Source organism: Nocardiopsis sp. CC223A, from assembly GCF_030766825.1.
In the GTDB taxonomy this organism is placed as follows: domain Bacteria; phylum Actinomycetota; class Actinomycetes; order Streptosporangiales; family Streptosporangiaceae; genus Nocardiopsis.
The window spans coordinates 1-18,471 of sequence record NZ_JASFDV010000036.1 but is presented as its reverse complement, the minus strand read 5'-3'; the positions used below and the strand labels follow the sequence as shown (position 1 = coordinate 18,471).

16 protein-coding genes are annotated in these 18,471 nt (G+C 71.6%); 7 read left to right on the top strand and 9 right to left on the bottom strand.

Going from position 1 to position 18,471, the window contains the following annotated elements; genetic code table 11:
• Positions 1-143 precede the first annotated feature (143 nt).
• From QJS33_RS16080 to QJS33_RS16070, 3 genes are all read left to right on the top strand, one after another.
• On the top strand, positions 144-1,754 hold the full coding sequence (locus QJS33_RS16080) for an acyl-CoA carboxylase subunit beta (protein ID WP_306368793.1): 1,611 nt from the start codon (positions 144-146) through the stop codon (positions 1,752-1,754).
• Complete coding sequence (locus QJS33_RS16075; RefSeq protein ID WP_306368792.1) at positions 1,751-1,978, top strand: acyl-CoA carboxylase subunit epsilon; 228 nt, start codon at positions 1,751-1,753, stop codon at positions 1,976-1,978. Before QJS33_RS16080 ends, QJS33_RS16075 begins: the two co-directional genes overlap by 4 nt.
• 87 nt (positions 1,979-2,065) lie before the next feature.
• Positions 2,066-3,832 (top strand): biotin carboxylase N-terminal domain-containing protein, encoded by a 1,767-nt coding sequence (locus QJS33_RS16070; RefSeq protein WP_306368791.1) that lies wholly within the window; start codon positions 2,066-2,068, stop codon positions 3,830-3,832.
• A 50-nt stretch (positions 3,833-3,882) separates the two neighbouring features.
• Here QJS33_RS16070 and QJS33_RS16065 read toward each other — a convergent pair whose 3' ends face one another.
• The gene (locus QJS33_RS16065; protein WP_306368790.1) at positions 3,883-4,539 is read right to left on the bottom strand and encodes a Uma2 family endonuclease; all 657 of its coding nucleotides are present in this window, start codon (positions 4,537-4,539) and stop codon (positions 3,883-3,885) included.
• A 470-nt stretch (positions 4,540-5,009) separates the two neighbouring features.
• On the opposite strand from QJS33_RS16065, the gene QJS33_RS16060 reads away from it, so the two are divergent.
• Both QJS33_RS16060 and QJS33_RS16055 read left to right on the top strand, forming a co-directional pair.
• The gene (locus tag QJS33_RS16060; protein ID WP_306368789.1) at positions 5,010-6,443 is read left to right on the top strand and encodes a dicarboxylate/amino acid:cation symporter; all 1,434 of its coding nucleotides are present in this window, start codon (positions 5,010-5,012) and stop codon (positions 6,441-6,443) included.
• A gap of 158 nt (positions 6,444-6,601) precedes the next feature.
• Positions 6,602-7,864, top strand: a complete 1,263-nt coding sequence (locus QJS33_RS16055) for a chemotaxis protein CheA (protein WP_306368832.1) — start codon at positions 6,602-6,604, stop codon at positions 7,862-7,864.
• Positions 7,865-7,921: 57 nt separating this feature from the next.
• On the opposite strand, the gene QJS33_RS16050 is transcribed toward QJS33_RS16055, so the two are convergent.
• The 3 genes from QJS33_RS16050 to QJS33_RS16040 form a co-directional block, all read right to left on the bottom strand.
• Positions 7,922-8,557 carry an AAA family ATPase gene (locus tag QJS33_RS16050; protein WP_306368788.1) on the bottom strand — a complete coding sequence of 212 codons (636 nt, stop codon included), beginning with the start codon at positions 8,555-8,557 and terminating at the stop codon, positions 7,922-7,924.
• 12 nt (positions 8,558-8,569) lie between these two features.
• On the bottom strand, positions 8,570-8,923 hold the full coding sequence (locus tag QJS33_RS16045) for a zf-TFIIB domain-containing protein (RefSeq protein WP_306368787.1): 354 nt from the start codon (positions 8,921-8,923) through the stop codon (positions 8,570-8,572).
• Positions 8,924-9,002: 79 nt separating this feature from the next.
• Complete coding sequence (locus QJS33_RS16040; protein WP_306368786.1) at positions 9,003-10,385, bottom strand: NAD(P)H-quinone dehydrogenase; 1,383 nt, start codon at positions 10,383-10,385, stop codon at positions 9,003-9,005.
• A gap of 224 nt (positions 10,386-10,609) precedes the next feature.
• Here QJS33_RS16040 and QJS33_RS16035 point away from each other — a divergent pair, with 224 nt between their 5' ends.
• The gene (locus tag QJS33_RS16035; protein ID WP_306368785.1) at positions 10,610-11,434 is read left to right on the top strand and encodes a purine-nucleoside phosphorylase; all 825 of its coding nucleotides are present in this window, start codon (positions 10,610-10,612) and stop codon (positions 11,432-11,434) included.
• 994 nt (positions 11,435-12,428) lie between these two features.
• Here the strand turns inward: QJS33_RS16035 and QJS33_RS16030 are convergent.
• The 5 genes from QJS33_RS16030 to QJS33_RS16010 form a co-directional block, all read right to left on the bottom strand.
• Entirely contained in the window at positions 12,429-13,070 is a 642-nt protein-coding gene (locus tag QJS33_RS16030) for a PH domain-containing protein (RefSeq protein ID WP_306368784.1), read from the bottom strand.
• On the bottom strand, positions 13,067-14,167 hold the full coding sequence (locus QJS33_RS16025; protein ID WP_306368783.1) for an adenosine deaminase: 1,101 nt from the start codon (positions 14,165-14,167) through the stop codon (positions 13,067-13,069). Before QJS33_RS16025 ends, QJS33_RS16030 begins: the two co-directional genes overlap by 4 nt.
• 101 nt (positions 14,168-14,268) lie before the next feature.
• Positions 14,269-15,510, bottom strand: coding sequence for a M20 family metallopeptidase (locus QJS33_RS16020; protein WP_306368782.1), 1,242 nt, complete (start codon positions 15,508-15,510; stop codon positions 14,269-14,271).
• Between the two features lie 32 nt (positions 15,511-15,542).
• On the bottom strand, positions 15,543-16,715 hold the full coding sequence (locus QJS33_RS16015) for a glutamate--cysteine ligase (protein WP_306368781.1): 1,173 nt from the start codon (positions 16,713-16,715) through the stop codon (positions 15,543-15,545).
• A 161-nt stretch (positions 16,716-16,876) separates the two neighbouring features.
• On the bottom strand, positions 16,877-17,992 hold the full coding sequence (locus QJS33_RS16010) for a YhjD/YihY/BrkB family envelope integrity protein (RefSeq protein ID WP_306368780.1): 1,116 nt from the start codon (positions 17,990-17,992) through the stop codon (positions 16,877-16,879).
• Between the two features lie 84 nt (positions 17,993-18,076).
• On the opposite strand from QJS33_RS16010, the gene QJS33_RS16005 reads away from it, so the two are divergent.
• On the top strand, positions 18,077-18,471 hold a 395-nt coding region (locus QJS33_RS16005; protein WP_372339673.1), incomplete at its 3' end, for a galactokinase family protein.

The following is an 18,471-nucleotide window of genomic DNA, read 5'->3' as shown; positions in this document are numbered from 1 at the left end:
GAAAGGGTGCGGAATTCACAGCCGGTCACGTTCGCGGCCCCCGATCGGGCCGGCCGGGGCCGCTCCGGGGACCCGATGTTACTAGTCAGTAACCGGAGGGCGCATCGTCAACGGCCCGCCCTGCGGAGTTAACCTGCGTAGTTATGGCCACCGAAGCCCCTGAACCACTGTCCGCGGACGAGATCGACATCCACACCACCGCGGGCAAGCTCGCCGACCTACAGCGACGACGTTACGAGGCGGTCCACGCGGGATCCGCGCGCGCCGTCGAGAAACAGCACGCCAAGGGCAAGATGACCGCCCGCGAACGCATCGACGCCCTGCTCGACCCGGGGTCGTTCGTCGAGCTGGACGCCCTGGCCCGCCACCGGTCCACCAACTTCGGACTGGACGCCAACCGGCCCTACGGGGACGGGGTCGTCACCGGCTACGGAACCGTCGACGGCCGCCCCGTCGCCGTGTTCAGCCAGGACGTCACCGTCTTCGGCGGATCGCTCGGCGAGGTCTACGGTGAGAAGATCTGTAAGGTCCTCGACCACGCCCTCACCAACGGGTGCCCCGTCATCGGCATCAACGAGGGCGGCGGGGCGCGCATCCAGGAGGGCGTCGTCTCCCTGGGGCTGTACGCCGAGATCTTCAAGCGCAACACCCACGCCTCCGGCGTCATCCCGCAGATCTCCGTGATCATGGGCGCCGCCGCCGGCGGCCACGTCTACTCCCCCGCCCTCACCGACTTCATCGTGATGGTCGACGAGACCTCGCAGATGTTCATCACCGGCCCCGACGTCATCAAGACCGTCACCGGCGAGGACGTCTCCATGGAGGAGCTGGGCGGGGCGCGCACCCACAACACCAGGTCGGGCGTCGCCCACTACATGGGCGCCGACGAACAGGACGCCCTCGACTACGTCAAGGCCCTGCTGGCGCACCTGCCCGGCAACAACCTGGAGGACGCCCCCGTCCTGGCCCCCGAGGAGGACCCCGGCGAGGAGGTCAACGACGCCGACCTGGCGCTGGACTCCTTCGTCCCCGACTCGGCCAACCAGCCCTACGACATCCGGACCGTCATCGGGACCGTCCTGGACGACGGGGACTTCCTGGAGGTCCACGCCATGTTCGCCACCAACATGGTGGTGGGCTTCGGCCGGATGGACGGGCGCTCCGTCGGCATCATCGCCAACCAGCCCATGAGCCTGGCCGGCTGTCTGGACATCGACGCGTCCGTCAAGGCGGCCCGGTTCGTGCGCACCTGCGACGCCTTCAACATCCCGGTGCTGACCTTCGTGGACGTGCCCGGCTTCCTGCCCGGCACCGACCAGGAGTGGGACGGCATCATCCGCCACGGCGCCAAGCTGCTCTACGCCTACGCCGAGGCCACCGTGCCGCTGATCACCGTGATCACCCGCAAGGCGTTCGGCGGCGCCTACGACGTCATGGGCTCCAAGCACCTGGGCGCCGACATCAACCTCGCCTGGCCCACCGCGCAGATCGCCGTCATGGGCGCGCAGGGCGCCGTGAACATCCTGCACCGGCGCACCCTCGCGGCCGCCGACGACGTGGAGGCGGAGCGGGCCCGCCTCATCGGCGAGTACGAGGACACCCTGCTCAACCCCTACTCGGCGGCCGAACGCGGCTACGTCGACGGGGTGATCCTGCCGTCGGAGACCCGGGTCCAGGTCACCAGGGCGCTGCGCGCGCTGGCGAACAAGCGCACGCAGCTGCCGCCCAAGAAGCACGGGAACATCCCGCTGTGAGCGCCCCGAACACACCACCGCACCTGGTCGTCGTCCGCGGCGAGCCCACCGCCGAGGAGATCGCCGCCCTCACCGCGGTGCTCGCCGCACGCGCCGCCGCCGCACGAGCCGCGGCCGACGCCCCGGCCGCCCCGGAGCGGCCCTCCGCCTGGCGCGACCGCGCCCGGGGGCTGCGCGCCCCGCTGCGCCCCGGCCCCGGCGCCTGGCGCACGAGCCTGCGGTGACACCCCCGTGGTGGCACCGCCACTACCCAGACCCCAAGGGGAGCGGCCGGCGCATCCGCCCCACCCCACAGCAGAAGGATCTCCACCGTGCGTAAAGTTCTGATCGCCAACCGCGGCGAGATCGCCGTGCGCATCGCCCGCGCCTGCCGCGACGCCGGGCTGGACAGCGTCGCCGTGTACGCCGAACCCGACCTGGACGCCCTGCACGTCAAGGTCGCCGACGAGGCCTACTCGCTGGGCGGCTCCACCCCCGCCGACTCCTACCTCGACATCGGCAGGCTCCTGGCCGTGGCCGCCGAATCCGGAGCCGACGCCGTGCACCCCGGGTACGGGTTCCTCGCCGAGAACGCCGACTTCGCCCAGGCCGTCATCGACGCCGGGCTCACCTGGATCGGGCCGCCCCCCGCAGCGATCACCGCCCTGGGCGACAAGGTGCAGGCCCGCCACATCGCCCAGAAGGTCGGCGCCCCCCTGGTCGCGGGCACCCCCGACCCGGTGGACTCGGCCGACGAGGTCGTGGCGTTCGCCACCGAGCACGGGCTGCCCATCGCCATCAAGGCCGCGTTCGGCGGCGGCGGGCGCGGGCTCAAGGTCGCCCACACGCTGGAGGAGGTCGCCGACGCCTACGAGTCGGCGGTGCGCGAGGCCGTCACCGCGTTCGGGCGCGGCGAGTGCTTCGTGGAGCGCTACCTCGACAGGCCCCGGCACGTGGAGACCCAGTGCCTGGCCGACTCCCACGGCAACGTCGTGGTGGTCTCCACCCGGGACTGCTCGCTCCAGCGCCGCCACCAGAAGCTGGTGGAGGAGGCCCCGGCGCCGTTCCTGTCCGCCGACCAGATGGACCGGCTGTACTCGGCGTCCAAGGCCATCCTCAAAGAGGCCGGGTACGTGGGCGCGGGGACCTGCGAGTTCCTCGTCGGGGTGGACGGCACGATCTCCTTCCTGGAGGTGAACACCCGCCTCCAGGTCGAGCACCCGGTGACCGAGGAGGTCACCGGCATCGACCTGGTGCGGGAGATGTTCCGCGTCGCCGACGGCGAGGAGCTGGGCTACGGGGACCCGGAGATCCGCGGGCACTCCTTCGAGTTCCGGATCAACGCCGAGGACCCGGGGCGGGGCTTCATGCCCGCGCCGGGCACCATCACCGAGTTCGCCCTGCCGGGCGGGCCGGGGGTGCGGGTGGACACCGGCTGCGAGACGGGGTTCACGGTGCCGCAGGCGTTCGACTCCATGGTCGCCAAGCTGATCGTCACCGGGCGCACCCGCACCGAGGCCCTCCAGCGGTCGCGGCGGGCGCTGGCGGAGTTCACCGTGGGCGGGATGCCGACGGTGATCCCCTTCCACCGGGCCGTCGTGGAGGACCCGGCGTTCGCCCCGGCCGACCCGGACGAGCCGTTCGGCGTGTACACGCGCTGGATCGAGACCGAGTTCGACAACCGCATCGAGCCCTGGGCGGGCACCCCGGGCCAGGCCGAGCCGGTGGCGCGCGAGACCGTGACCGTCGAGGTCGGCGGCAAGCGCATCGACGTGGTGCTGCCCGCCGCCCTCAACGTGGGCGCGGCCCCGGCCGCCCCGGCGGGCGGGAAGAAGAAGCGCGCCTCCCGCTCCGGCGGCGGTGCGGCCGCCGCGGCGAGCGGCGACGCGCTGGTGTCGCCGATGCAGGGGACCGTGGTCAAGGTCGTGGCGGCCGAGGGCCAGGAGGTGTCCGAGGGCGACACCGTGGTGGTCATCGAGGCGATGAAGATGGAGCAGCCGCTGACCGCACACCGCTCGGGCACGGTGACCGGCCTGAAGGTGAGCGCGGGCGAGGCCGTCGGCAACGGCGCCGTCATCTGCGAGATCAAGGACGCCTAGCGTCCGGACGCATACGGGGGAGGCGCCGACGTCGCCTCCCCCTCGCCGTGTCAGCGGCCGTGCTTGCGTGACAGCCCGGTGAGGTCCAGGTCCAGCTCGCAGGGCGCTGAGGTCCGGAGCCGCCCGCGGTGCACGCCGGTCGACACGTACTCCTTGCGGACCGGGTCGAGTTCGTAGACGTGGACCACCGCGTCGCCGTCCACCCGATCGACCAGCCAGAAGTGCGGGATGCCCGCCTCGGCGTAGAGCTGCGGCTTGCGCTCCAGATCGCGCGGTCGTGACTCCGGCGAGATCACCTCGACGGCCAGCTTCACGTCCTCCGGCGCCACCCAGGTGGCCTCCAGATCGTCCGGGTCCTCGGTGTCGACGAGCATGAGGTCGGGTTCGGGGCGTTGTCTCTTCCCCAGCACGACCGACATCTCCCTCTCCACGATCAGGTCGTCGGGGACCTGGTCGAGCATCTGGAGTTCGAGCAGGCGGATCATGCGCATGTGGAAACGCTTCCGGGGGCTCACCAAGACCAGGCTTCCGTCGATGAGTTCGGTGTGCGGCGGAAGATCCGGGATGCGGTCCAGGTCCTCGGCGGTGAACCCGCCCTCGGGGGGCAGCGGGACCGTCACATCGGGACCGAACTCCCTGGCCGACGGTGCGGCCACGGCGGGTGCGGACATCTCGTCTCCGATCGTCGGATCGTTCTCGTCGCTCACGGCAACCACGTCCATCACCTCACCGGGGTGCTTTCCGGAAATCATGCCACCGACACCCCCGGGAGCGTGATTCTCGCCGCACCCGCGGCGGGAAGAGGCACGACAGGCCCTTCCTGGCCGACGATCCGGTCATCGGATGTAAGAAACCTCGGTCGACTCCCCTGGAAAAGGTAGGAAAGGGCGTATATCGTTCCCCCTTGTGACGAACATCTGGGGACTGACCCGCCGCTGGCACATTGACCTGTGCCGTCGCGGCTGTCAGGCGTGTAGCTAGGTCCACGCGCGCCCGTCCGGGCGACGCGCCGCACACCCTTCCCCCGTCCGCCCCGCCTCCGGGGCGGCGCCCGCACGTCACCTCTTCTCCGGTGACACCCGCACACATTCCCCGAGCCGGAGATCCCGCACGCCCACAGGCCGACCGCCGTGGCGTGCCCGTGCTCCGGTTGCACTCACCGCTTGGAGTCACTTCCGTGTCCGCACAGACCGCCACGGTCAAGCCGCAGCGCCGCCTGCGGCTCCCCTCGTTCGGCGTCCAGGTCCTGCTGGGCCTCGTCCTGGGCCTGGTCCTGGGCTTCGCCGCCCTCCGGATCGGCCCCGTCGGCGACGATGGGCCCAACTGGCTCGCCGTCACCCTCCAGACCATCGGCGGCACGTTCGTCTCGCTGTTGAAGACGGTCGTCCCGCCGCTGATCATCCTCGCCGTCATCTCCTCCATCGCCAACCTGCGCAACGTCACCAACGCCGCGCGACTGGCCTGGAAGACCCTGCTCTGGTTCGCGATCACCGCCCTGATCGCGGTGGGCATCGGCATCACCCTGGGCCTGGTCGTCCGCCCCGGCGTGAACAGCTCGGTCGACCCCGGCACCGTGGCCGAGCCCTCCGGCAGCGGCTCCTGGCTCGCGTTCATCGAGAGCCTGGTGCCCTCGAACTTCCTGGGCCTGGCCGCGAACACCTCCGCCGCCGACGACGGCACCCTGAGCACCTCGCTGGGCTTCAACGTCCTCCAGCTGATCGTCATCGCGATCGTCCTGGGCATCGCCGCCGTCAAGACCGGCAAGGCCGCCGAGCCGTTCATCTCGTTCACCGAGTCGGCCCTCCAGGTCGTCCTCAAGGCGCTGTGGTGGATCATCCGCCTGGCCCCGATCGGCACCGTCGGCCTGCTCGGCAACGCCGTCTACAGCTACGGCTGGACCACCATCGGCGCCCTGGGCAAGTACACGCTGACCGTCTACCTCGGCCTGGCCCTGGTGCTGTTCGTCGTCTACCCGGTGCTCGCCCGCGTCAACGGCCTGTCCCCGGTCAAGTACTTCACCGGCGCCTGGCCCGCGATCCAGCTGGCCTTCGTGTCGCGCTCCTCGATGGGCACCATGCCGGTCACCCAGCGGGTCGCCGAGCAGAACCTGGGCGTGCCGCGCTACTACTCCGCGTTCGCGGTGCCGTTCGGCGCGACCACCAAGATGGACGGCTGCGCCGCGATCTACCCGGCGGTCTCGGCGATCTTCATCGCCCAGTTCTTCCCCGACATCTCCCTGGGCATCACCGACTACCTGCTCATCGTGTTCGTGTCGGTCATCGGCTCGGCCGCCACCGCCGGCACCACCGGCGCGACGGTCATGCTGACCCTGACCCTGTCCACCCTGGGCCTGCCCCTGGAGGGCGTCGGCCTGCTGCTGGCCGTCGACCCGATCCTGGACATGGGCCGCACCGCGGTGAACGTGGCCGGCCAGGCCCTCGTCCCGGCGATCGTCGCCAAGCGCGAGGGCATCTTGGACCTGGCCCGCTACAACGCGCCGCGCGACGCCTCCGGGTTCGTCCCGCTGGACACGCCCGCCGCGGAGGACGCGGACGTCGAGGCCGAGGTCGAAGAGATGGCGAAGGTGCCCGCGGGCACCGCGAAGGAATAGTCCGCCTGCCGCCGAAACGGCCCGCCGGTGATCCGGCGGGCCGTTTCGCGTCCCCGGAGAGAGGCGTCACGATGGGAACCCCGGGGACGTTCCATTCGTCTCTGGAGTGTGAGGGTAGCGAGAGGAACGACATGTTGCGCCGCTTGGTAACACCCACTGTGCTGACCGCCGGTATCGCGGCCGCGGTGGTGAGCGCCGCGGTGGTGCCCGCGGCCGCCGACACCGTGCAGCCCCCGGAGAGCAACACCATCGCCCAGGAACTGGAGGACGACGGCGTCTTCATCGATCCGGGCGTCGGGGACGCGATCCCCACCGCCGAGGAGAGCGCCCTGGAGGCCGCCGCGGCCGGCGCGGACACCCCCGTCTACTACGTGATCCTGCCGACCGACGCGGTCGGCTCCGACTCCGCGCTCAACGCGCTGATGGAGCCGGTCATGGCCGACGTGGGCGACGGCGTGTACGGCGTGCTGGCGGGCTCGGAGGAGTTCCGGGTCCTGTCACCGAACGTCGAGGACACCGAGGCCATCCGCGAGGTCGCGCTGCGCGAGGGGGGCGGCAACCAGGTGGACACCCTGGTCGCGATCCCGGACGCCGCCCAGGAGGTCGAGGACGCCGCCGCGGCCGGGGCCACCACGCTGTGGGTCCTGCTCGTCGTCGCGTTGCTGATCGCCGGGGGCATCTTCCTGTTCGTCCGCAACAACCGCCGCAAGCAGGCCGAGCGCAAGGCCAGGGAACTGGCCGAGATCAAGCAGATGGCCACCGAGGACGTCGTGCGCCTGGGCGAGGACGTCGCGCGGCTGGAGATCGACCTGTCCGCGGTCGACGACGACACCCGCGCCGACTACTCGCGCGCCATGGACGCCTACGACCAGGCCAAGACCCGGCTGGACACCATCCGCGAGCCGGAGGAGATCCGCCAGGTCACCAACTCCCTGGAGGACGGCCGCTACTACATGACGGCCACCCGCGCCCGGCTCAACGGGACGCCGGTGCCGGACCGGCGCGGGCCCTGCTTCTTCAACCCGCAGCACGGCCCGTCCACGGAGGACGTCACCTGGGCCCCGCCCGGCGGCTCGCCCCGCTCGGTCACGGCCTGCGCGTCCTGCGCCCAGGCGGTCAAGAGCGGTATGGACCCCAACGACGTGCGCATGGTCGAGGTCGACGGCCGCCGTGTCCCGTACTACGACGCGGGCCCGGCCTACTCGCCCTACGCGGGCGGCTACTTCGGCATGGACATGATGATGGGCATGTTCACCGGCATGATGATGGGCCAGATGATGGGCTCCATGATGGGCATGGGCATGGGGATGGGCATGGGCGACGTCACCGGTGACGTCGGTGCCGAGGGCGACTTCGGGGGCGGTGACTTCGGCGGGGGCGACTTCGGCGGGGGCGGCGACTTCGGCGGCTTCGACTTCTGACCCGGCGTATCCGGACGACGGGGGCCGCGGGCGACGCCCGCGGCCCCCGTCACGTGTTCAGCCGCCGACCGCGTGCAGGCCCTCGATCCAGGCGGCGACGCGGTCCGCGGTGGTCACCGGGTCGGTGCCGGTGGTGTCCACGAGGGTGAGCGGCGGTTCGAGCCGGTCGGCCTCGTGCTCCACCCAGGAGGCGAACTCCAGGGTCTCGGCGATGCGCTCCTCGTCCCACTCCCGCCAGGCGGGCCGGCCCCGCAGCCGCTGTGCGAGCACCCGCGGCTCGCAGGTGAGCGCCAGGTAGTGGACGGCGGTGAAGAGGGCGCGTTCGGGCAGCGGCTCGAACTCCGGGGGGACGACCGTCCCGCACAGCACGACCGGCCGCCCGCTCTGCTGCACCATGGCGGCGGTGCGCAACCAGGTGGAGCGGAACAGGCGGTGGTGGTCGGCGGGGTCGCGCAGGCCGCCCACCCAGAGCAGGTCCTGTTCGAGCACGACGAACCGGTCCCGCAGGCGTTCCAGCAGCAGTCCGGCGATGGTGGACTTGCCGGTGCCGCTGGGCCCGGAGACGCAGTAGAGGGGCAGGCGCAGGAAGGGGCGGGTGCGCCCGCAGCAGGAGCAGAGCAGCACGGCGGCCCCCGACGAGGTGTCGGGGGCCGGGTCCCACTCCCCGCAGTGAGTACAGATCAGCGGGTGCACGGGGCGGTATCTCTAGTCGAAGAGCTCTTCGAGGAAGCTCTTCTTGCGGCGCCGGTAGGGGCGCGGCGAGTCGCTGTAGCCGCGCGGGGAGTCCGGGTAGCCGCCGCGGTAGCCGCGGGGCGAGTCGGGGTACCCGGGGGCCGGGTAGCCCTGCCGGGGCCGGTCCTGGGGCGCGTAACCGCCGGAGGGCGGCGGGGCCAGCGGGTCGGGCGGCGGGGTCGCGCCGTAGTGGCGCTGCTCGGCGTCGACGATGCGTTCGAGCTCGCCGCGGTCCAGGAAGATGCCCTGGCACCCGTCACACCGCTCGATGTGCACGCCGTGGCGGTCGAACGTGCGCATGTTGCTTTGGCATTTGGGACAGATCACAACACCACGCTACTCTCACCGGCGTTAAGGAAACGTAAAACGGCCCGGCCCGCAGGGGGTCGGGCCGTTGCCGTGGAGCCTACTCCGGCGAGGCCAGCATCAGGGAGCGGGCCGCCTCGGTGACACTGCCCGACAGGGACGGGTACACCGCGAAGGTGTGCGCGAGGTCGTCCACGGTCAGCCGCTGCTGCACCGCCACCGACACCGCCAGGATCAGCTCGCTGGCGCGCGGGCCGACGATGACGCCGCCCAGCACGATGCCGGTGTGCTGGCGGCAGATGAGCTTGACGAAGCCGTCCTTGACCTCGTTCATCTTGGCACGCGGGTTGGTGTTGAGCGGCAGTGTGACGGAGCGGCCGTCGATGCGGCCGCTGCGCACGTCGTCCTCGCTGGCGCCGACGGCGGCCAGTTCGGGGTGGGTGAACACGGTGGAGGCCACCGTGGACAGCTTCAGCGGGGCGACGGCCTCGCCCAGGGCGTGCCACATGGCGATGCGGCCCTGCATGGCGGCCACGGAGGCGAGCATGTTGACGCCGGTGCAGTCACCCGCCGCGTACACACCGGGGACGGTGGTGCGCGATACCCGGTCGACGTCGACGAACCCGCCCTGGCCCAGGCGCACGCCGGCCTCCTCCAGGCCGAGCCCGTCGGTGTTGGGGATCATGCCGACGGTCATCAGGCAGTGGGAGCCCTCGACGGTGCGGCCGTCGGAGAGGGTGACCAGCACCCCGTCGTCGGTGCGCACCACCGACTCGGCGCGGGTGCGGTTGAGGACGGTCATGCCGCGGCGCAGGAAGACCTCCTCCAGCACGCGGGCGGCGTCGGGGTCCTGGGTGGGCATGACGTGCTCGCGGGAGGAGACCAGGGTCACGTTCGAGCCGAGGGACTGGTAGGCGCTGGCGAACTCGGCGCCGGTCACACCGGAACCGACGACGATGAGCTTCTCGGGCAGCTCGTCGAGGTCGTAGAGCTGGCGCCAGGTGAGGATGCGCTCGCCGTCGGGGCGGGCCGAGGGCAGCTCGCGCGGGTGGGCGCCGGTGGCGACGAGGACGACGTCGGCGCGGATGCGGGTGTCGCCGACGGCGACGATGCGCGGGTCGACCAGGCGGGCCTCGCCGCTGATCACCTCGATGCCCTCCTTGACCAGGCGGGCGCGGGTGTCGTCGGACTGGGCCTGGGCCAGGGCCAGGATCCGGTTGTTGACCGTGGGCATGTCGACGTGCACGGAGGACTTGCCGTCGAGCTGGTCGTCGACCTGGATGCCCAGGGTCTCGGACTCGCGCACGTACGTGGTGCGGGTGGAGGTGGCGATCAGGCTCTTGGAGGGAACGCAGTCGGTGAGGACGCAGGCACCGCCGATACCGTCGCGGTCCACCACCGTCACGTCCGCGCCGAGCTGCGCGGCGACCAGTGCCGCCTCGTAGCCCCCGGGACCGCCCCCGATGATCACGACCTTCGTCACTCTGCTTCACTCCCTCTGCGGCCGGGCCGTCGTCCCGCCCGCCCCGATCGGGGGCGGAGGGCATGACGGGGCGGCACATGGTTCTCTCGCCTTACCCCTATTGTCGGCCATGCCGACCGGCGGATTCCGCACCCGCCCCGGTCCGGGGGCCGGGCATTCCCCTTACCGCCCCCGTAGCGTTGCGTTCCGGAATCATCCGACTACAGGGCGGTAGCATCCGCTGTGTGAGCGAAACAGAGCAACCGCCGACGACGACCGAAGAGGCCAGGGAACTGGCGGCCGAGGCTGCGCACGAACTCCTGACCCGGGCCGGCGCCGACGGCTTCGACGCCCTGGTGGTGCTCGGTTCCGGGTGGACGGACGCGGTGGACACGCTCGGTTCCCCGGACATCGAGTTCGAGGCGCGGGAACTGCCCGGCTTCCTGGCGCCGACCGCGGAGGGACACGGCTCCGCCGTCCGCAGCATGTGGGTGGGCGACAAACGAGTGGTGGTCTTCACAGGGCGCCTGCACCTGTACGAGGGCCACGACCCGATGCGGGTGGTGCACGCGGTGCGCACCGGCATCGCCGCCGGGGCGCGGCTGGCCGTGCTGACCGGTTCGGTGGGCTCCCTGCGGGTGGACATCGCGCCGGGGCAGCCGGTGGTGCTGAGCGACCACATCAACCTGACCGCGCGGTCGCCGCTGACCGGCCCGACGTTCGTGGACCTGTCGGCGGCGTACAGTCCGCGGCTGCGCCGGCTCGTTCACGAGGTGGACGCCTCACTGGCGGAGGGCGTGTACGCCGCCACGCTGGGGCCGCAGTTGCAGACCCAGGCGGAGTCGAAGGTGCTGCGCCAGGCGGGGGCGGACGTGGTGGGGCGGTCGATCCCGCTGGAGACCATCGCCGCCGTGGAGATGGGCGCCGAGGTGCTGGGGCTGGCGATCGTGAGCAACGACGCCCTGGGCGCGGTGCTGGACCCGTTCCAGCAGGAGCAGGCGATGCAGATCGTCCGGCAGCGGGCGCGCCGCCTGGGCGAGCTGCTCAACCGGATGCTGGTCCGCGCCTGAGCCCGCGGGGGCCGCGTCCCGTGCAACGGTGTGGGAACAGCGGCCGTCCGGACAAGGGCGGGGTCGCCGGTCGGCGCGTCGCCGCCTCCGAGGTTCCGGGGCTCCGGCACCGATCCCGTGGTTTGGCGACAGCACGTCACGAGCCGGGACCGGATGCTGGTCCGCGCCTGAGCCCGCGGGGGCCGCGTCCCGTGCAACGGTGTGGGAACAGCGGCCGTCCGGACAAGGGCGGGTCGCCGGTCGGCGCGTCGCCGCCTCCGAGGTTCCGGGGCTCCGGCACCGATCCCGTGGTGTGGCGACAGCACGTCACGAGCCGGGATTCGAGAACCCGGGTGTGACGAGGGTCGAACGGAGTTCTTGCGCGCCCCAGGACCACAGGCCTCGTGGCCCTTCGCGATCAACCCACGAGATCAGTGCCGGAACCGGTTCCGGGGCTCCGGGGTCGAACGGGGGCACACCACTCGGTGGGGCACGGTCCCGGCCCGGGCGGGCGAAGAAGAGAGGGACCCGGCACCGCCGGGTCCCGCACCGCGTTCCGGGCGCGCCGCGCAGGACCCCCGCAGGTCCTTCGATCGCGCGACGCCGCCCGGACGCGTCGTTCCGAGGCCGCCTCCGGGCGGATCCGTCCGGTACCGGCGTGGCGAGCGTACACCCCGAGGCCTTGGGGTGGACGGTACCGGCCGTACTCCGTCCGGAGGCGTGTGCCTCGCTCCGGTGTCCCGCCCGTGCAGGATCCCCGCAGACCCCGTTGGACTCACGGGCCGATGGGACACCGGTTTCTCTCTTCCCGTTGTTCGTCAGAACAGCGTGATGCCCTGGAGAAGGTCCGGGCGGGCGACCATCCGCGCGAAGCCCTCCCGCCCGGAACACTCTCCATTAGGCATGCCTTACCTAACCAGAGCCGACCGGGTTCCGTCAACCCCGCGCACCGGTAAAGCGCGGACCCGGCCCCCGCACAGGCGGGAGGCCGGGTCCGGATCCGGGAGGAGAACGCTCAGGCCAGCAGGAACGCCGCAACGACCAGGGCCGCGACGGCACCGGCGATGACGATCACCTCGACCGAGACCATCGTCTGGGGACGGTCCTCGGCGCCCAGTGCGGCGGGCCCGGCCTCGTCGATGTCGCGGATCGGCCCGGACAGCGGGCGCGCCTTGTGGCGCTCGGCGTCCTGGCGCAGCTGGAGGGCGGCCCGGTCCATGGGGCGCATCTCCCGCGGGTCCTCCTCGTCGGGGCCGTCCATGAACCCGCCCTCGCGGCGCATGTTGTCGCGCACCCGGCTCCGTTTGGTCTCGCGCAGCGGCCAGGAGCGCACGATCCCGTCGGTGGTGTGCACCCGCAGCACGTCGACCACGTCCACCCACCGCACCGCCGCCCAGGGGACGAAGGTCTCGCGCAGCGGGTTGATCACCCGCATGCCGCGCTCGGTGACCACGATGCGCGGGCGCAGCCACACCAGGTACACCAGCGCGGCGCTGGCCACCAGGACCGCGCCGTACAGCCAGACCTCCGTCCCCTGACCGCGGATGAACAGGTCGGCCAGCAGGAGCACGGCGATGACGATCCAGCCCGCGGCCAGGACCCGCGAGGAGAGGGAGTAGTGCACCGTCGGGTTGGCCCCCGCCGCCGGTCTGCTCATCGGTCGGCCGCCCACTTGAGCTGCGCGAACCCGGGCTTGATGACGCCGTTGATGAGCGCCAGCCGCTCGTCGAAGGGCAGGAACGCCGACTTCATGGCGTTGACCGTGAACCACTGGACGTCGTCCCAGTCGTACCCGAACGCCGCGGAGAGCCGGGCGAACTCCTCCGACAGGGTGGTGCCGCTCTGGAGCCGGTTGTCGGTGTTGACCGTCACCCGGAAGCGCAGGTCGCGCAGCAGTCGGATGGGGTGCTCGGCGATGGAGGGCGTGGCCCCGGTCTGCACGTTGGAACTGGGGCACATCTCCAGGGGGACGCGCTTGTCGCGCACGTACTGGGCCAGCCGGCCCAGACGCGGGGCGCCGTTCTCGGTGACGGTGATGTCGTCGATGATGCGCACGCCGTGGCCGAGCCGGTCGCAGCCGCACCACTGGAGCGCCTCCCAGATCGACGGGAGCCCGAACGCCTCGCCCGCGTGGATCGTGAAGTGGAAGTTCTCCCGGCGCAGGTACTCGAACGCGTCCAGGTGCCGGGTCGGGGGGTTGCCCGCCTCGGCCCCGGCGATGTCGAACCCGGACACCCCGGCGTCGCGGTAGCGGACCGCCAGCTCGGCGATCTCCGAGGACCGCGCCGCGTGGCGCATGGCGGTGACCAGCTGCCCGGTGCGGATGCTCCGCCCGGCGTCGGCGGCGCGCTTCTCACCCAGCTCCAGCCCCTCCTGGACGGCCTCGACGACCTCCTCCAGGGTGAGCCCGCGCTCCAGGTGCTGCTCGGGGGCGTAGCGCTGCTCGGCGTAGACCACGCCGTCGGCGGCCAGGTCCTCGGCGGCCTCGGCGGCGACCCGGACCAGGGCGTCGCGGGTCTGCATGACCGCGGTGGTGTGCGCGAACGTCTCCAGGTAGCGCTCCAGCGAACCGGAGTCGGAGGCCTCGCGGAACCAGTGCCCCAGCTCCACCGGTTCGTAGGTGGGCAGGTCCTTGTACCCGACCTCCCGGGCCAGTTCGACCACGGTGGCGGGCCGCAGCCCGCCGTCGAGGTGGTCGTGCAGGAGTACCTTGGGCGCCCGCCGGATCTGTTCGACTGTGAGTGGCTGGTTCATGTATTCAGCATGCCACCGGCGCCGCACCCGGCCCGACACCCCGGCGCGAAGTTACCGAGAACCCGGCAGATCCATGACCACCGGGCACGGCGGAGCGGGGCTCAGAAGGACACGGCCTCCTCGGCCGCGGCGGGGACGCGGTCGCGGCCGTCCGTGTCCAGGGCGGTGAGGGCGGTGGTCACCATGAACCGGGTGCCGACGCCGATGACGCGCTCGTCCACGTCGAAGGTCCCGCGGTGCAGGTCCAGCATGGGCCCGTCCCAGTCCGGCGAGTGGGTGCCCAGCCGGGCCAGCGCGCCGGGGACGTTCTCCAGGTACCAGGCGAAGTCCTCGCCGCCCAGGCTCTGCGGGGTGGGCGAGGCCGCGTCCGGCCCCAGGGCCAGCGCGGTGGCCTGGCGCATGACGTCCACACTGGACGCCTCGTTGATGGTGGGCGGGACGCCGCGTTTGTAGGTGACCTCGGCGTCGGCCCCGTAGGCCATGGCCACCGAATCCACCAGCCCCTTGACGATGTCGGGGGCCGCGTGCCAGGCCTCGTCGTCCAGGCAGCGCACGGTGCCCTCGGCGACCGCGTCGTCGGGGATGACGTTGGGCGCGGATCCGGCGCTGATGCGGCCCCACACCAGGCTGAACCCGGCGCGCGGGTCGATGCGGCGGGAGAGTGCGGCGGGCAGCTCGGTGACGACCTTGCCCATCGCGTACACCAGGTCGGCGGTCAGGTGGGGGCGCGCGGTGTGCCCGCCCGGCCCGGACAGCCGGACCATCAGCTGGTCGCAGGCCGCGGTGATGCCGCCGGTGCGCAGGCCCACCCGGCCGACCATGAGGCGGGGGTCGCAGTGCAGCGCGAAGATCCGGTCGACACCCTCCAGCGCCCCGGCGTTGATCACCTCGACGGCGCCGCCGGGCAGTTCCTCGGCCGGCTGGAAGATCAGCCGGACCCGGCCGGGCAGGGCGCCCGCGCGGTCCTGCTGGGCCAGGAAGACCCCGGTGGCGAGCAGGACCGTGGTGTGGACGTCGTGGCCGCAGGCGTGCGCGGCCCCCGGGACGGTGGAGCGGTAGGGGACGTCCTTCTCGTCGGCGAGGGGCAGGGCGTCGATGTCCGCCCGCAGCGCGACGGTGGGCCCGGGGCCCGAGCCGATGTCGCAGATCAGCCCGGTGCCGCCGGGGAGCACTTGAGGATGCAGTCCGACACCGCGCAGCCGGTCGACGATCCGTCCCGTGGTGCGATGTTCGGCGAAGGCGAGTTCGGGGTGCATGTGCAGGTCACGGCGGAAGCCGATGAAGTCCCGCTCACGGCGCGCCAGGAAAGCGGTCAACTGTTCCGGCAGGTCTCGTCCCTGCATGCGAGGGCCCTCTCTACGCTTTCGCCCATGTATTACCGAGCACCGGCGCCGTCGCCGGCACCGACCCCTGCACGGGTGGGGCCGTCGTCGAGCTCGGCCGCGAGCATGTCGACGACGTCGTCGAGGGTGCCGCCCCCGGCGATGACCGCGCGCTGACGCTCGTAGGAGGCGCCCTTGTCCAGGATCTCGGAGATCTGGTCCAGGTCCTCGGCACAGCCCAGCCGGGTCGCGACCGGCTTCAGCTCGCGGACCAGCTCGTAGAGGTCGTCACGGATCGGGACGGTGGTCCCTCGGCCGTCCGTGATGACGCGAGCGTCGAGCCCGTAGCGGGTGGCCCGCCACTTGTTGTCCCTCACCAGCCAGGACGGCGGGCTGGGCAGTCGATACCCGCGGTCGAGCTGGTGATCGAACAACTCCACCAGGCTCTGGGAGAGCGCGGCGGCCATTCCCACCTCGCGCAGGGTGGGGATCCCGTCGAACATCCGGATCTCGATGGTCCCGAAATCCGGATGAGGACGAATGTCCCACCACACTTCTTTGATGGATGCGATGGTACCCGCCCGGAGAAGCGTTTCGAGGTATTCCTCGAAAGCCGACCAGTTCGGGAGGTTCGGCGGCGGCCCGGATGTCGGCAGCGCACCGAAGATCACGGAACGGGCGGAGGCCAGACCGGTATCGTGACCCGCCCAGAATGGACTGGAAGCGCTCAAAGCGAGAAAATGCGGGAGATACCTCGCGAGCGCGTTCACGATCGGAATGGCCTTGTCCTGATGCCGCACACCCACGTGCACATGGACACCGCAGGTGAGGATGCGTCGGGCGACCCACTGCATCTGGTCGACGAGTTCCCGGTACCGGGCCCCGGGGCTGAAGTCCTGGTCCCGCCAGTCGTCGATGGGGTGGGTGCCGGAGCAGGTGAGCGTGGTGCCCCAGGGTGCGAGCACCCGCCGCATCCGGGAGACGTTGCGGGCCAGGTCCTCCTTGGCCTGGTCGACCGTCTCGCAGATCCCGGTGACGACCTCCACCTGGGACTGCATCAGCTCGTGGCGCAGCGGGGGGACCGCCGCGGCGGAGCTGAGTTCGGGGAGTTCGGAGAGAAGCTTCTGCGCCTCCTGCCGCAGGTGGCGGTTGCGGCGGTCGACGAGCTGGAGTTCCCACTCCACACCGATCGTCGCGCGTTCGGACGATTTGAATGCGGTTCCCATCTGCCCTCCGAGGGGGGGTGTCTGCCGAACTTTTCGTTCGGCGAACCGGTCGTGCCCCGGCGGGGCTCTCGGCCGGGACACGGGAGGACTACCCCCTCGGAACCTTGAACATACGGGCACGGAGGACCTTCGGCGTCATTTTCCGCTAACAGAGTGTCACACTAGGCAACAGGACGTTTCCGGCGCCGCAACAGCCACGCGACAAGCCCTCCCGTGCCCAGCGCCCCCACCGCGGAGAGCCCCACCGCGAGGCCGCGCCGGGCCCGCCTGCGCTCGGCCTGTTCCCCGGGGTCCGCCCGCAGGACGACGGCGGGCCGGGTCCAGTCGATGCCGTTCTCCTTCGGCAGCGTCAGCGAACCCGTGTAGGGCGGCGGCACCGGCAGCCAGGTCGCCGTCCACGCGCCGCTGAACATCACCAGGCGCATCACCAGGTTGATCCACACCAGCAGGCCGACCAGCACCGCGAACGACGCGTACACCGGGTTGCTCAGCGTTCCGGCCAGCAGCAGGGCCGCGGCGGCCTTGAGGATCTCGAACCCCACCGCGCCCAGCAGGGCGCCCCGCCACATCATGCGGGCGGGCCGTCCGCTGCCGGACAGCAGCGCGAACGTCAACATGAAGATGAGCGTGTTCGCGCCGATGGCGATGGCCAGGGCCAGCAGCCGCAGTGCGATGTTCGCCACGATCGATCCGTCCAGCCCCACCAGGGACAGCGACCACTGCGTGGCCGCCTGGGCGACACCGGTGAGGGAGACCGACAGCAGCAGGGCCAGCCCCAGACCGAGCATCACCAACAGGTCCGTCCCCTTGCTGAGGAGGATGTTGGGGCCCTCCTTGGGGTTCTTCAGCCAGATCGAGTGCAGGGCCTCGCGCAGCGCCGACACCGAGTTCAGGCCCGCGTAGAGCAGGCCCACCAGGCCGAACAGCCCCGCGCCCACCCGGGCGTCGGCGATCTGGTCGATGGGCAGCTGCTGCGACAGCCCGGGCAGCACGTCGTCCAGCGCCTGGTCCAGCTGGTCCCCCAGCTCGATCTGAAGCGTGGCCAGCACGAACCCGACCGCGGCGAACGCCAGCGCGAGCAGCGGGAAGAACGACAGGAACGCGAAGTAGGTGACCGCGCCCGCCAGCTGGTTCCCGTTGCGGTCGGCGTAGCGCTCATAGGCCCGCACCAGGTGGTCCACACCCGGACGGCGCCGCCGCAGCGCCCAGTAGGCGTCCATGGACGCGTTCCGGTAGTGCCGGACCGTCTCCCGTGCCCTGTCCAGCACCGCGGCCACCGCACCCTCCCCCGCCTCACCGACCCGCAACGCTAACGGCCTACCCACTCTGTTGCGAAGGTCCCACACCGGACGCTCCCGGACTTGGGCAGACTTGAAGGGACGGCGGTCGACCGGGGGAAAGGTGAGCACGTGGGGGGCGCGGGGGCGCGGTGGAGAGCCGCGCTGGGCATGCGGTCGGCGGGGCCGCGGGGGGAATGGCCGACGGGGGCGCCCGACGCCGACGAGCTGGCCAAGGGCTTCGACGCCCTGTTCGCGGAGCCGCCGGCCGGGGTGTGGCACGCCCCCGGCCGGGTCGCGCTGCTGGGCGAGCACACCGCCCCCTCGGGCGGGGCGGGACTGTACGCGGCGCTGCCCTGGGGGGTGACGGCCGCGGTGGGGGCCGTGCCCGGCGATCCGCGGGTGCGGACGGCGGCGCTCAGCGGGCAGATCGGAAGAGCGTCGGGGAGGGGACGTGGGCAAGTCATGGACGTTCCAGT

Excerpts from the sequence above, each read along its gene's own strand:
- QJS33_RS16080 (WP_306368793.1), top strand. The coding sequence starts at position 144 with ATGGCCACCGAAGCCCCTGAACCACTGTCCGCGGACGAGATCGACATC.
- QJS33_RS16020 (WP_306368782.1), bottom strand. The coding sequence starts at position 15,510 with ATGCAGGGACGAGACCTGCCGGAACAGTTGACCGCTTTCCTGGCGCGC.
- QJS33_RS16030 (WP_306368784.1), bottom strand. The coding sequence starts at position 13,070 with ATGAGCAGACCGGCGGCGGGGGCCAACCCGACGGTGCACTACTCCCTC.
- QJS33_RS16015 (WP_306368781.1), bottom strand. The coding sequence starts at position 16,715 with ATGGGAACCGCATTCAAATCGTCCGAACGCGCGACGATCGGTGTGGAG.
- QJS33_RS16025 (WP_306368783.1), bottom strand. The coding sequence starts at position 14,167 with ATGAACCAGCCACTCACAGTCGAACAGATCCGGCGGGCGCCCAAGGTA.